Here is a 12,456-nt window from a genome sequence, read left to right as displayed (position 1 = left end):
AGACTTGAGCCCCGTGTCGTCCTCCCCCGCCGCTCATGGGTCCGCTCCCATAGCCGAAGCGGCCCCCTTGTCCCTGTGCGCACGCGAGCCGCACGTCCCCGCCGACCGTCTGGTCGCCGAGATGGTGCCGCCGCCGCGCTTCGACTCGGTGCGCTTCGATACGTACGTACCGGACCCGAACCAGCCGAGCCAGACCGAGGCGGTCCAGGTCCTGAGCACCTTCGCGGCCGGTCTCGGCGGCGCGACGGCGGTCGGCGGGGGCAAGCGGCGCTGGTTCGAGTTCGGCAAGAAGCCCGCCGCGCCCACCGCGCCGCGCGGCGTCTACCTCGACGGCGGTTACGGCGTCGGCAAGACGCACCTCCTCGCCTCCCTCTGGCACGCCACCCCCGCACCCCCCGAGCTCAAGGCCTTCGGCACCTTCGTGGAGCTGACGAACCTCGTCGGCGCGCTCGGCTTCCAGCAGACCGTGCGGACGCTGAGCGACCACCGTCTGCTCTGCATCGACGAGTTCGAGCTCGACGACCCGGGCGACACGGTGCTGGTGTCGTCACTGCTGCGCAGGCTCGTCGAAGCGGGTGTCGCACTCGCCGCCACGTCCAACACCCTGCCCGGCAAGCTCGGCGAGGGCCGCTTCGCGGCCGTCGACTTCCTGCGCGAGATCCAGGGCCTGTCGGCCCACTTCCGGCCGCTGCGCATCGACGGCGAGGACTACCGCCACCGCGGGCTGCCCGAGGCCCCTCCCCCGTACTCCGACGAGCAGGTCACCAGTACGGCGTACGCCACCGAGGGCGCCAGCCTCGACACCTTCCCCCTCCTGCTCGACCATCTCGCCAAGGTCCACCCGAGCCGCTACGGCGCGCTCACGGACGACGTGCGGGCCGTCTGCCTCACCGATGTCCGCCCCGTGCCCGACCAGTCGACGGCGCTGCGGCTCGTCGTACTGGCCGACCGGCTCTACGACCGTGAGGTGCCGGTACTGGCCTCCGGGCTGCCGTTCGACCGTCTGTTCAGTGAAGAGATGCTGAACGGCGGCTACCGGAAGAAGTACTTCCGGGCGATCTCCCGGCTGACGGCGCTGGCGCGCGACGCGAAGGGGCTTGTGGCGCAGTAGGTTGAGCCTGGATCACCGTTCGCGAGAAGGGCTTTCGTTATGGCTGCAACGCGTCAGGCACACACCGTCTGGGAAGGCGACCTGTTCAAGGGCACGGGCACCGTGACCTTCGATTCGTCGGGCATCGGCGAGTACGCCGTCTCCTGGCCGGCCCGTACCGAGGAGGCGAACGGCAAGACCAGCCCCGAGGAGCTGATCGCCGCCGCCCAGTCCAGCTGCTACAACATGGCGTTCTCGAACGTGCTCGCCAAGGCCGGCACGCCGCCGACCCGCCTCAACACCAAGGCCGAGGTCACTTTCCAGCCGGGTGAGGGCATCACCGGCATCCACCTCACCGTGCAGGGCGAGGTCCCGGGTATGGACGAGGCGGCCTTCGTCAAGGCGGCCGAGGAAGGCAAGGCGAACTGCCCGGTCAGCCAGGCGCTGGCGGGTACGACGATCACGCTGACCGCCTCACTCGTCTGACCTGCGGCCAACGCGCCGGGCAGGCGCGCTGATCGAGGTGGTGTGGCCCGCATGGTTCACGTGAGATCACTTGCGTGCTACACACGTGCGGGTCACATGTTCCTGTCCGCCAGCAGGGAGACACCTCATGTCTGAAACAGCCTCATCGTCCACGTCCCGCCGTCAGGTTCTGGCCCGCGCGGGCGCCCTGGGCGTCGGTGTCGCGTTCGCCGGTTCGGTGTCGGAGATCTTCGCCGGCACGGCCGCCGCCCAGGGACTGGGCCGCGGCGGGTACGGGCCGCTCGTGCCCGACCCGGCGGGAATCCTCGATCTGCCCGAGGGCTTCCGCTACAAGGTCCTTTCCCGGGAAGGCACGCCGCTGCGCTCGGGCGAGGGCACGGTCCCCTCGAACCACGACGGCATGGGCGCCTTCAGAGGCCACCACGGCCGCGTTCACCTTGTCCGTAACCACGAGAACCGGCACACCGCCAAGACCGGCGTACCCACGGTCAAGGGCCTGACCTACGACCCCGCGGCCAAGGGCGGCTGTACGGCCATCGCCCTGGACGGCCGCAACAACGTCCTGGGCGAGCGCGTCGCCATCGCCGGTACGGCGGTGAACTGCGCGGGCGGGCCCACCCCTTGGAACACCTGGCTCACCTGCGAGGAGAACGAGGACAAGGCCGGCACCAACGGTTACACCAAGGACCACGGCTTCATCTTCGAGGTCGATCCGGTCGACCCGCGCCGCACCGGCGCCGTCCCGCTCACCGAGATGGGCCGCTTCCAGCACGAGGCGATCGCCGTGGACCCCAGGAGCGGCATCGTGTACGAGACGGAGGACGCGTTCCAGCGGCCCTTCGGCCTCTTCTACCGCTTCCTTCCCGAGAAGCCACTGGGCGGCCACGGCTCGCTGCGCGCGGGCGGAGCGCTGGAGGCAATGCGCGTTCCGGGCGTACCCGATCTGTCGGCGGTCCAGGAGACCGGGGCGAGCTTCGGCGGCGTCGAGTGGGCGCCCGTGCCGGACCCGCTGGCGAAGGAGACGCCGATCCGGCTCCAGGACTTCGGCCCGAAGGGCATCACGCACGCGCAGAAGCTGGAGGGATGCTACTGGGGCGAGAGGGAGGTCTACTTCGTCTCCAGCTTCGCGCGCAGCGCGGAGGGCTCGGCGGCGGACCACTTCGGGCAGGTGTGGAAGTACGAGCCGCAGAAGCGGCGGCTCACCCTGGTGGTCGTCTTCGGCCCGAGCACGGACATCCAGCTGCCCGGCGAGTCCCCCGACAACATCTGCCTGGCTCCGCGCGGCGGCCTGATGGTGTGTGAGGACGGCAATGGCACGCAGCACGTGTACGGGCTGACGAAGCGCGGCCAGGTGTACGCGATGGCGCGCAACCGGCAGAACATCGGCACGCCGGAGGAACCGGAGTGGGGCGAGTTCGCGGGCGTCGCCTTCTCGCCGGACTGCGGGACGATGTACGTGAACTGCTATACGCCGGGTACGACGTTCGCCGTAACGGGCCCGTTCCACGCCTGAGCCGGGCATGAGGGGGCGGGCCGCACCGGCCCGCCCCCTCGTCGTGCCTCCTGACACCCATTCGGCAGTAGTGCCCGTGTAGCGGACGGAACCTGTGCACATAATCGGATAGTTTCCGCCAGTGACCACTTCTGTACGAAGATTTACGGCGGCGGCGGTTCTTGGCGCGACACTCGCGGCCCTCGCGGGATGCGGCACCGGCGGCGAGTCCCGGGGTTCGCTCGCGGCCCCCGCGCCCACCCCCCCACCGGCCTCCGCCCACGCCTCTGCCCCCGGGCGTCCGGCGCCCGCCCCGTCGATGTCACCGGGGGCCGGAACCGGGCGCTCCGCACCGCCGACGCTCGCCGCCGGCCCCGGCGGCCTCACCCCCGTCTTCGAACGCGCCCCCGGCACCCGTACCAAGACCGTCGCGCTGACTTTCGACGCCGACATGACGGCGGACCAGGGCCCGCGGGCCGCGAGCGGCGAGCGCTTCGACAACCCGGCCCTGATCTCGTCCCTGCGCAGGCTGAGGGTCCCGGCGACGGTCTTCATGACGGGCCGCTGGGCCGAGGAGTACCCGGACCAGGCCCGTTCCATCGGGCGGGACCCGCTCTTCGAGATCGCCAACCACTCGTACAGTCATCACGCCTTCAAGGCCCCCTGCTACGGCCTGCCGACGCTCTCCGGAGAGCGGATGCGCGGCGACGTGGAGCGGGCCTTCGCCGCGTTCCGCAAGGCGGGAGCGCGAAACGTCGTCCCGTACTTCCGTTTTCCCGGCGGCTGTTACGACGACGAGGCCCTGCGCGCACTCGCCCCGGCCAAGGTGACGGCGATCCAGTGGGACGTGGTGAGCGGCGACGCCTTCGCGCGCGACGGGGACGCGGTGGCCGAGCAGGTCCTCGCGGGCGTGCGGCCGGGCTCGGTGGTGGTCATGCACTGCACACGCAGCGCGGCGCCGGTGACCGAGCAGGCGATCCGGCGGATCGTGCCGGAGCTGCGCGAGCGCGGCTACCGCTTCGTGAAGGTGTCGGACCTCATGAAGCGCTGAGGAAGCGGCCGGCCGGTACTTCGTACAGCGTCTCCATCCCGTCCTCCTCGTCCCACAGTTCGCCGGCCTCGGTGAAGCCGAAGCCGGCGATCGTGGCCAGGGACGCCACGTTGTCGGGCCGGATCGACGCCCGCACCGTGGTCACGCCCGGCGCGGCGGCGGCCCGGCACAGCAGCTCGGTGAGGGTGGCCCTGGCGTACCCCCGTCGGCGGAAGGCGGGGTCGACGGCGTAACCCACCTCGACCATGCCCCGGTCGTCGGGCGGTCCGTGGAACCCACCGTGCCCGACGACGGCGCCGCCGGGCCCGCACACCGCGAGCCGCCCGCACCAGTGCGCCCGCGCGGGGTCGGCGGCCATCTGTCCGAGGCGGTAGCGCCAGAGCCACAGCGCGCTGTCGGTCAGGAAGAAGTCGGTCAGGGCGACCCCGGCCTCGGTGCGAGCGCGGGCCAGGGCTCGGTCCTGGTCCTGGTCCTGGCCCAGCAGGGCGGTCATGACCGCGCCGTTCAGTTCGACGAAGCTCAGCTCTTTCACCCTGCGGATGATCGTCCGGCGCCCGGCGGGCTGTCCACCGGATTTCAGCCGGAGCAGGCCGTGCGCTGCGCCTCCTGCCACTCGCAGACGGGGCAGTACACGACGCCCTTGACCGTCTCCGGGTACTCGGTCGGCTTCCGGCACAGCACACACTCGGCGTACGGCGGGCTCTTCTCGTCCATGCGTACGAGCCTACTCAGCCGCGCGGAACTCTCAGCTGCTCGCCGCCTTCTCGGGCTTGAGCTCGCTCGGCCGGACGATGACGAAGCCGTCGCCCTGGAGCATCAGCTGGACCGCCTCGCCCGAGCCGCCGCGGATCATCGAGCCGACCGACTGCGAGCGGTGCAGCGACGTGTTGAGCTGGGCGCTCCAGCCCACCACCGCGTCGGTGTCGACGTACACCGGCTGCTGCTGGGTCACCGGGATCACGATCGGGCTGCCCTCACAGATCACGGCGAGCTTGCCGTAGCCGGTGAAAAGGCTGTTGAAGAGGCCGCCGCCGGTCATGCCGGCGCCCTTCACCGTCTTGATCTCGTACGAGAGGGTCGAGTCGAAGCACAGCACGTTGCGGCCGTTGACGGTGAGCGCGTCGCCCTGCTCTATGTCGACGATGAAACAGTTCTGCGCCTCGTGGGCGAACCACGCCTCGCCCTGGCCGCGCACGGCCATCAGCGCCAGGCCTTCGCCGGTCACGGCGCGCTTGAGCATGCCGCCGATGCCCTGGCCCTTGCGCTCGAACTGGAGGTTGCCGCGGAAGGCGATCATCGAGCCCTGCCGCGCGTGCATCTCGCCATTGACGGCGTACTTCACCGACTTGGCGTTCTGGAGGGTCATCCCCGGGACAGTGGCCTGCTGCGCCATGTTCTCTGTGGCAAAGAGATCGCTCTTCATGCGGATCATCCTTACCCGGACGCATACGCTCCGCCAAGATGCCAGGGGCTGAGATACCGGAGAACCTCGGCTGGCAGACTGGTCCGGGTGAGCAGCGACGACACCCCCGGCACCCCCGACGGCACGCCCGGCAGTGCCCCCGACAGTCCCTTCCGGCACGAGCAGACGGCGCGCGACGAGGCCCCGCAGTTCGTGCTGCCCCTCGTCGTCCACATCGAGAAGGACGCTCCGCCGGCCCGTACGGACGCCCTGGAGACCGCGGCCCGCGCGGTGCTGGCGATGCTCTGCGACGAGCGGTCGCTGGGCGAGGGCGAATGGGCCGGGACCATGCGGCTGTGGCAGGACGCCCGGATCCGCAAGGTGGTGCGGCGGGCGCGCGGCGCGGAGTGGCGGAAGGCGTCGGCGCTGCCGGGCATCACGGTGACGGGCGAGGCGGCGGAAGTGCGCGTCTTCCCACCCGTGCCTCTGGACGGCTGGCCCAAGGAGCTGGCGAAGCTCCAGGTCTCGGGTACGGATCTGGACGATCCGCAGACGCCGCCCCCTGCCGCGCCCGAGAGCCCGGTGCTGTGGCTGAGCCCGGACCTCGACATGTCGGCGGGCAAGGCGATGGCGCAGGCCGGTCATGGCGCCCAACTGGCCTGGTGGGAGCTGTCGGAGGTGGAGCGGAAGGCGTGGCAGACGGCCGGCTTCCCGCTTTCGGTACGTACGCCCGAGGCCGGGCGGTGGCGCGAACTCACCGCGAGCGGCCTGCCGATAGTGCGGGACGCGGGTTTCACCGAGATCGCGCCCGGGTCCTGCACGGTGGTCGCGGACCACCCGGCGCTGCGCCGCCGGGCGCCGCGTCCCTGAAGCGGTTTCTGCGCGCGCCGTTGAACACGTCGGCTGCGTCACACGTATCTACGAATACTTGCAAGTAGGTTGTCCGGCCGTTCGGCAGGCGGTTGGTTCAACGGTGTCACGCATCGGCTCGGGAGACATCTTGTTGCGACGCATCAACGGAACAGCACTCATCATCGCGGCACTTGTCGCCACCATCGGCGCGCTCGCCTTCCCCGTGTGGTCCTACGCGGACCGCTCGGGCACCGGCCAAGCCAACCTCAACGCCTCCACGGTCGCCACCCAGTGGGGCCCGCTGTCGGCCGCCGACCGGGACCTGCTGGTGAAGGTGCGGCTGGCGGGCCTGTGGGAGCTGCCCGCCGGGCAGCAGGCGATCGAACGCGCCCCCAGTGAGGCGATCAAGGAGGCGGGCGACCACCTGATCGTCGGCCACACCGACCTCGACAAGCGGGCCCGCAAGGTGGCCGCGCAGCTCAACGTACCGCTGCCGAACCAGCCCACCGAGCAGCAGCAGGGGTGGCTGCGGGAGCTGTCGGCGGCGACCGGTCCGGAGTACGAGCGCAAGTTCGCCAACCTGCTGCGCAACGCGCACGGCAAGGTCTTCTCCGCGATAGCCCAGGTACGGCACACCACGCGCAACTCACTGATCCGCCAGCTGGCGACCGACTCGAACCAGACGGTGCTCGACCACATCACCATGCTGGAGGCCACCGGTCTCGTCGACTTCGACGCCCTGGCCAACGAGGCCGCGGGCAATGCGACGGCGAGCCCCTCGGGTCCGCCGGCGCCCGACAACTCGATCACGGTCCCGTCGCCGCCGGCCGCCGTACCGACCGGCAACCCGACCGTCACGTCGCGGCCGTCCGCGCAGCCGGAGGGCGAGATCGGCAGTCCGGCGGTCAATACGAACCGCCCCGAGCCGTCGCCGTAACCTCAAATCAACCTCTGAACGTCCCCTCCTCTGGATTCGGCGGCGCGCGCCGGGGCCATTACCCCTGCACGAAGCAGAGGAGGGGGACTCGTGGAACGTATCGAGCGTCTTGGTACGGGTATCGGCTGGCGGCCGGAGATAGCCGACGCGGTGGAGGGGCTGCCCGGGATCGACTGGGTGGAGGCGGTGGCGGAGAACCTCTGCCCCGGCCACCTCCCGGACTCCCTTCTCCGCCTGCGCGCACGCGGCACGAAGGTGATCCCGCACGGCGTCTCGCTGGGCCTGGGGGGCGCGGACCGCCCGGACGCGGCCCGCCTGGCGGACCTGGCGGCGCGGGCCGAAGCCCTGGGCGCCCCTCTCGTCACGGAGCACATCGCGTTCGTACGGGCGGGAGGCCCCCTCACAGCGAGCCCGCTGCTGGAGGCGGGGCACCTGCTCCCGGTCCCGCGCACCTGGGACGCGCTCGACGTGCTGTGCGAGAACGTCCGTATCGCGCAGGACTCGCTGCCGGTGCCGCTGGCGCTGGAGAACATCGCGGCGCTGATCAACTGGCCGGACGAGGACATGACGGAGGGCCAGTTCCTGGCGGAGCTGGTGGACCGGACCGGTGTCCGCCTCCTGATCGACGTGGCCAACCTCCACACCAACCACGTGAACCGGGGCGAGGACCCTTCGGCGGCGCTCGACGAGCTCCCGGTGGAGGCGATCGCGTACGTCCATGTGGCGGGCGGCGTCGAGAGGGACGGCGTGTGGCACGACACGCACGCCCACCCCGTGACCCGGCCGGTCCTGGACATCCTGACGGACCTCCGCTCCCGCACGGAACCGCCGGGCGTCCTCCTGGAACGCGACGACAACTTCCCGGCCCAGCAAGCGCTGGCGAGCGAACTGGCCAAGATACGGACAGCCCTGGCAGCCCCGGCGCCGCCCGCCACCCCGACCCGCGCCGGTGCGCGGCGGGGGGCTGAAGCTCCGCTTCCGGTGCGGGCGGGGACGGGGACGGGGACGGGGAACAACGTCCGTACCCGGGTCGCGGTCGCGCAGGCCGCGCTTCTTTCGGCGCTCGTCGCCGGGACCCCGGCTCCCGCCGGCTTCGACTCCGCGCGCCTGCGCGTCCAGAGCCGTGCGCTCGCCGGGAAGCGGGCCGATGTCGTGGCCAAGGTCGCCCCGGAGCTCCCGGAGATCCTCGGGGGCGCCTACCGGAACGCGTTCCTCTCGTACGCGAAGTCCCGCCCCATGTCCGCGGGTTACCGACGCGACGCGCTCGACTTCGCCGAGCAACTGCTGGCCACCGGGCGACCCGAGGACGCCGCCGCCCGCAGGCAGCTGACCCACTGGTGGCAGGACCGTACGGCGTCGCACCCTCCCCGCCGTGCGACCCGATTCGTCCGTGCGGCGCGTGCCGCACTCGTCAGGAAGTGACGCGCCGATGATCATGACCGTCCTCGCCCTCTTGATCACTCTCGCCGTGATCACGGCCTCCATCGTCTTGACCCGCGGCATCTCCGCCCTCCGCCGGAGCGCCGGCGGCCCCGCCCGAGTCACCGACCTCATGGAGATCGCGTTCCTGAACGGCGGCCCCTCCCGCACCGTGGACACCGCGCTCACCACCATGTACTCCGACAGCCGCCTCTCGATCGGCGGCCCCGGCGTCGCATCGGCGCGGAGCACCGTCGCGTACGACCCGGTGGAGCGGGCCGTGCTCACCGAACTCGCCGCCGCCCCCAACGGCGCGCTGCACACCCTGCGGCACGCCGCGATGCGCAGCGCGGCGGTGCAGGAGATCGGCGACAGCCTCGCGTTCCGAGGCCTGATGGTCCCGCCGCATGACAGCCGCAAGTGGCGCACCGGCAGCATCGCCCTGCTGCTGGCCTGCGTCCTCGGGCTGCCCGTCGCCGTCGTGGCGTCCCTCGCCGTGACATTCGTGGGGGAGCCCCCGGTCCTGTTCGTCGTCATGGTGCTGCCCGTCCTGGTCCTGGGAATCGTGTGCGGCGCCGTCAACGCGGGCAGGGCCGGCGCCCGCGTCACCCCCGCGGGCCGCGCGGCGGCCACGGCGTACGCCATCGCGCACGCCGACTGGACCGGCCCGGGCCACCTCGTCGCGGTGCACGGTCTGCGGGCGCTGCCCGACCTCGTACTCCAGGACCAGTTGCGCACGGCGGCGCGGCTCACACCGGGCATCTCCCGCAGCACCACGTCCCGTACGGCGTCGTCGCCGGACAGCGGCAACAACACCGTCTACGCGACCGCCCTCGTCTGGTGCGCCGGCTCGGCCTCCGGCCAGGGGAGCTGCGGCAGCAGTTCGGGTGATTCGGGCTCCGGATCGGGCGGCGCAGGCTGCTCCGGCGGATCGAGCTGCGGCAGCAGCAGCGGGTCCAGCTGCAGCTCGAGCTCCGGCTCCAGTTGCAGCTCGGGCTCCAGCTGCGGCAGCAGTTCCTGACCGGCGACCGCACCCCCCGCCGAACTCTCCAACGTAACTGACACCACCGGGAGTTGGCGGCCCAGCCGCCCACTTCCCCCAACACCCCGCACGATCACGGAGAAGCGCACTAACGTGCGGTGCCGCACCAGGAGAGGCACCATGCGTTCCGTCAACGTCACCCCCGGCACCTGCCTGGTCGTCGTCGCCCTGACGGCGACCCTCGCCGCGCTCATCTACCCGATCTGGTCGTACGCCGACCGCTCCGGCACCGGCCTGGACCGGCTCGACGCCGGCTCCGTCGCCACCCGGTGGGGCCCGCTCTCCGCCGCCGACCGCGATCTCGTCGTACGCGTGAGACTCGCCGGCCTGTGGGAACTGCCCGCGGGGCAACAGGCTCTGGAGCGCGCCCCTTCCCGGGCCGTCGAGCAGGCCGGCGCGCATCTCGTCGAGGGCCACACCTTCCTCGACGCGCGCGTACGCGAGGTCGCGGCCCGGCTGAACATGGAGCTGCCCAACCAGCCGACCGGCCAACAGCGCCGGTGGCTCGACGAATTCACCGAGGCGAGCGGAACGGCGTACGAGATCAGATTCGCCAACGTCCTGCGCGCCGCCCACGGCAAGGTCTTCGCACTCATCGCCCAGGTGCGCCACACCACCCGCAACTCCCTCGTCCGCGGCCTCGCCGACGACGCCAACACAACCGTCCTCGACCACATCCGGATGCTGGAGGCCACCGGCCGCGTCGACTTCGACGCCCTCGCCGCCGACGCCGCGAGCACCGCGACCGGGAGCCCCACCGGCCCTCCGCCGCCCGCGCCCCCGGACCGCACGACCCCGCCGGCGGCCGACCCGGTGACCCCGTCCACGACCTTCCCGCTCCCTCCGCCGGCCACCCGCCCCAGGGACAGCGCGCTCCCGCCGGACACCGGCACGAGGCGGAGGCGATAGCCGTCGCCCGTCCGGGCGTACGCACGGTCGACGATCCGCACCCGCGTGCCGCCCCCGCGACTCATCGGGGTCATTGACCCCGACACCTTCCGCCGGTGCTTTACATCGCCAACTGGCCCGCCAAGTATCCCTTTTGTCCTGCACCTGCACGAAGGGAACGCGATGAGAGCACTGGCGATGTACGGGACCCTGGCATCCGTCGGCTCCCTGGTTCTGACCGCCCTCGTCGCCGCCCCCGCGGGCAGCGCCGAATCGCCCGCCTCCCCCGAGGCCCGCGGCACCGCGCTCGCCGCCCACCGCGCGTCCGCCACCGGTATCACCTTCGGCGCCTGCCCCAAGTCGGAGGGCCTGCCCGGACACGTCAAGTGCGGCACGGTCGAGGTCCCCCTCGACTACGCCGACCCCGGCGGCCGCCGGATCTCACTGACCGTCAGCCGCGCCCGGGCGACCGGAAAGCCCGCCGCCCGCCAGGGCGCGCTCGTCTACAACCCGGGCGGCCCCGGCGCCTCCAGCATGTTCTTCCCGATGACGGGAGTGCTGCCCGAGTGGAAGCGGCTCGGCGCGGCGTACGACCTCGTGGGTTACGCCCCGCGCGGCGTCGGCCGCTCGGCCCCGCTGTCCTGCCAGGAGCCGTCGGAGCTCGTCCAGGCGCCCAGCGAGGCCCCCACGCACCCCTCCTACGCGTACAAGGAGGAGCGGAAAGCCCGGGCCAAGGCGTACGCCGACGGCTGTGCCCGCAAGGCGGGCAGCGCGCTGCGCCACTACACCTCGCTCAACAACGCCCGCGACCTCGACGTCCTGCGTGCGGCGCTCGGCGAGAAGAAGCTGACCTTCATGGGCGCGTCGTACGGCACCTACTTCGGCGCTCTCTACGCCACGCTCTTCCCGTCCCACGTACGCCGCATGGTCTTCGACTCGGCGGTCAATCCCGACCCGGAGCAGATCTGGTACCGCAACAACCTCGACCAGTCACTCGCCTTCGAGGGCCGCTGGAAGGACTTCCGTACCTGGATCGCCAAGCACGACAAGACGTATCACTTCGGCACGACACCCGACGAGGTCCTCGCCAGTTACGAGAAGGTGCGCGCCGAGGTGTCACGCGAACCGGCGGGCGGCAAGGTGGGCCCCGGTGAGCTCCAGTCGGCGCTGCTGAGTGCCGGTTACTACGACGACTACTGGGCGATGCGCGCCACAGCGCTCTCGGAGTACCTGAAGGGCAACCCCAAGCCGCTGATCGAGCAGGCCTCGCCGAGGCCCGAGTCGGCCAAGGACGACGAGAACAGCAGGGCCGTCTACACCGCCGTCGAGTGCAACGACGCGCCCTGGCCGACGGACTGGTGGGTGTGGGACCGCGACAACAGTCTGCTCGCGGCGCGCGCTCCCTTCGAGACCTGGGACAACGCGTGGATGAACCTGCCGTGCGCGTACTGGAGCGCTCCTCGCCAGGTACCCCTGGACGTCGGTACGGGGCCGGGTGAGCTGCCCCCGACGCTGATCCTGGCCGCCGAGCGGGACGCGGCGACGCCGTACCCGGGCGCGCTGGAACTTCAGCAGCGGCTGGCCGGCTCGGCGCTGGTCACGGAGCGGGACGCGGGCACGCACGGTATCGGCGGCGGCGACAACAAGTGCGTCAACGGTCACCTGGAGACGTATCTCCTGACCGGTCGGACACCGGTGCGGCGCGCGGACTGCGCGCCGCACCGGGAGCCGAACCCGGTGTCGCTGGACAAGCGGGCAGTGGCGAAGGAGCCGGCGCCCGCCGTCTGATCTTCCGGG

General features: G+C 71.6%; 13 protein-coding genes. 10 read left to right on the top strand and 3 right to left on the bottom strand.

What is annotated here, in order from left to right; translation table 11 throughout:
* The first annotated feature begins 13 nt into the window (after positions 1-13).
* From zapE to AC1P0E_RS26645, 4 genes are all read left to right on the top strand, one after another.
* Positions 14-1,111, top strand: coding sequence for a cell division protein ZapE (gene zapE, locus AC1P0E_RS26660; protein ID WP_482744642.1), 1,098 nt, complete (start codon positions 14-16; stop codon positions 1,109-1,111).
* Between the two features lie 39 nt (positions 1,112-1,150).
* Positions 1,151-1,576 (top strand): OsmC family protein, encoded by a 426-nt coding sequence (locus AC1P0E_RS26655; protein ID WP_482744641.1) that lies wholly within the window; start codon positions 1,151-1,153, stop codon positions 1,574-1,576.
* Positions 1,577-1,703: 127 nt separating this feature from the next.
* On the top strand, positions 1,704-3,089 hold the full coding sequence (locus AC1P0E_RS26650; protein WP_482744640.1) for an alkaline phosphatase PhoX: 1,386 nt from the start codon (positions 1,704-1,706) through the stop codon (positions 3,087-3,089).
* 121 nt (positions 3,090-3,210) lie between these two features.
* Positions 3,211-4,119 (top strand): polysaccharide deacetylase family protein, encoded by a 909-nt coding sequence (locus tag AC1P0E_RS26645; RefSeq protein ID WP_482744639.1) that lies wholly within the window; start codon positions 3,211-3,213, stop codon positions 4,117-4,119.
* Here AC1P0E_RS26645 and AC1P0E_RS26640 read toward each other — a convergent pair.
* From AC1P0E_RS26640 to AC1P0E_RS26630, 3 genes are read right to left on the bottom strand one after another with little or no spacing between them, the layout of a single operon-like run.
* On the bottom strand, positions 4,106-4,651 hold the full coding sequence (locus AC1P0E_RS26640) for a GNAT family N-acetyltransferase (RefSeq protein ID WP_482744638.1): 546 nt from the start codon (positions 4,649-4,651) through the stop codon (positions 4,106-4,108). The genes AC1P0E_RS26645 and AC1P0E_RS26640 overlap by 14 nt on opposite strands.
* Positions 4,652-4,695: 44 nt before the next feature.
* Positions 4,696-4,833 carry a hypothetical protein gene (locus tag AC1P0E_RS26635; protein WP_482744637.1) on the bottom strand — a complete coding sequence of 46 codons (138 nt, stop codon included), beginning with the start codon at positions 4,831-4,833 and terminating at the stop codon, positions 4,696-4,698.
* A 31-nt stretch (positions 4,834-4,864) separates the two neighbouring features.
* Complete coding sequence (locus AC1P0E_RS26630) at positions 4,865-5,542, bottom strand: AIM24 family protein (protein ID WP_482744636.1); 678 nt, start codon at positions 5,540-5,542, stop codon at positions 4,865-4,867.
* Positions 5,543-5,629: 87 nt separating this feature from the next.
* On the opposite strand from AC1P0E_RS26630, the gene AC1P0E_RS26625 reads away from it, so the two are divergent.
* The 6 genes from AC1P0E_RS26625 to AC1P0E_RS26600 all read left to right on the top strand — a co-directional run bounded on the left by AC1P0E_RS26625 (position 5,630) and on the right by AC1P0E_RS26600 (position 12,447).
* Entirely contained in the window at positions 5,630-6,391 is a 762-nt protein-coding gene (locus AC1P0E_RS26625; RefSeq protein ID WP_482744635.1) for an aminoacyl-tRNA hydrolase, read from the top strand.
* A gap of 133 nt (positions 6,392-6,524) precedes the next feature.
* Positions 6,525-7,310: a DUF4142 domain-containing protein gene (locus AC1P0E_RS26620; protein ID WP_482745908.1), complete on the top strand. Its 786-nt coding sequence runs from the start codon at positions 6,525-6,527 to the stop codon at positions 7,308-7,310.
* A 90-nt stretch (positions 7,311-7,400) separates the two neighbouring features.
* On the top strand, positions 7,401-8,732 hold the full coding sequence (locus AC1P0E_RS26615; protein ID WP_482744634.1) for an MbnB/TglH/ChrH family RiPP precursor modification enzyme: 1,332 nt from the start codon (positions 7,401-7,403) through the stop codon (positions 8,730-8,732).
* Positions 8,733-8,739: 7 nt separating this feature from the next.
* The gene (locus tag AC1P0E_RS26610) at positions 8,740-9,750 is read left to right on the top strand and encodes a TIGR04222 domain-containing membrane protein (RefSeq protein WP_482744633.1); all 1,011 of its coding nucleotides are present in this window, start codon (positions 8,740-8,742) and stop codon (positions 9,748-9,750) included.
* A 141-nt stretch (positions 9,751-9,891) separates the two neighbouring features.
* Complete coding sequence (locus AC1P0E_RS26605) at positions 9,892-10,680, top strand: DUF4142 domain-containing protein (protein WP_482744632.1); 789 nt, start codon at positions 9,892-9,894, stop codon at positions 10,678-10,680.
* 162 nt (positions 10,681-10,842) lie between these two features.
* Positions 10,843-12,447: an alpha/beta hydrolase gene (locus AC1P0E_RS26600; RefSeq protein WP_482744631.1), complete on the top strand. Its 1,605-nt coding sequence runs from the start codon at positions 10,843-10,845 to the stop codon at positions 12,445-12,447.
* Positions 12,448-12,456: the final 9 nt, after the last annotated feature.

This window comes from Streptomyces sp. TRD_SC_5, from assembly GCF_056836825.1.
The sequence above is the reverse complement of the archived record's forward strand: the minus strand, read 5'-3'. Positions and strand labels throughout refer to the sequence as shown.

Coding starts and splice junctions, on each gene's coding strand:
- AC1P0E_RS26655 (WP_482744641.1), top strand. CDS start 1,151: ATGGCTGCAACGCGTCAGGCACACACCGTCTGGGAAGGCGACCTGTTC.
- AC1P0E_RS26650 (WP_482744640.1), top strand. CDS start 1,704: ATGTCTGAAACAGCCTCATCGTCCACGTCCCGCCGTCAGGTTCTGGCC.
- AC1P0E_RS26635 (WP_482744637.1), bottom strand. CDS start 4,833: ATGGACGAGAAGAGCCCGCCGTACGCCGAGTGTGTGCTGTGCCGGAAG.
- AC1P0E_RS26630 (WP_482744636.1), bottom strand. CDS start 5,542: ATGAAGAGCGATCTCTTTGCCACAGAGAACATGGCGCAGCAGGCCACT.
- AC1P0E_RS26610 (WP_482744633.1), top strand. CDS start 8,740: ATGATCATGACCGTCCTCGCCCTCTTGATCACTCTCGCCGTGATCACG.
- AC1P0E_RS26605 (WP_482744632.1), top strand. CDS start 9,892: ATGCGTTCCGTCAACGTCACCCCCGGCACCTGCCTGGTCGTCGTCGCC.
- AC1P0E_RS26600 (WP_482744631.1), top strand. CDS start 10,843: ATGAGAGCACTGGCGATGTACGGGACCCTGGCATCCGTCGGCTCCCTG.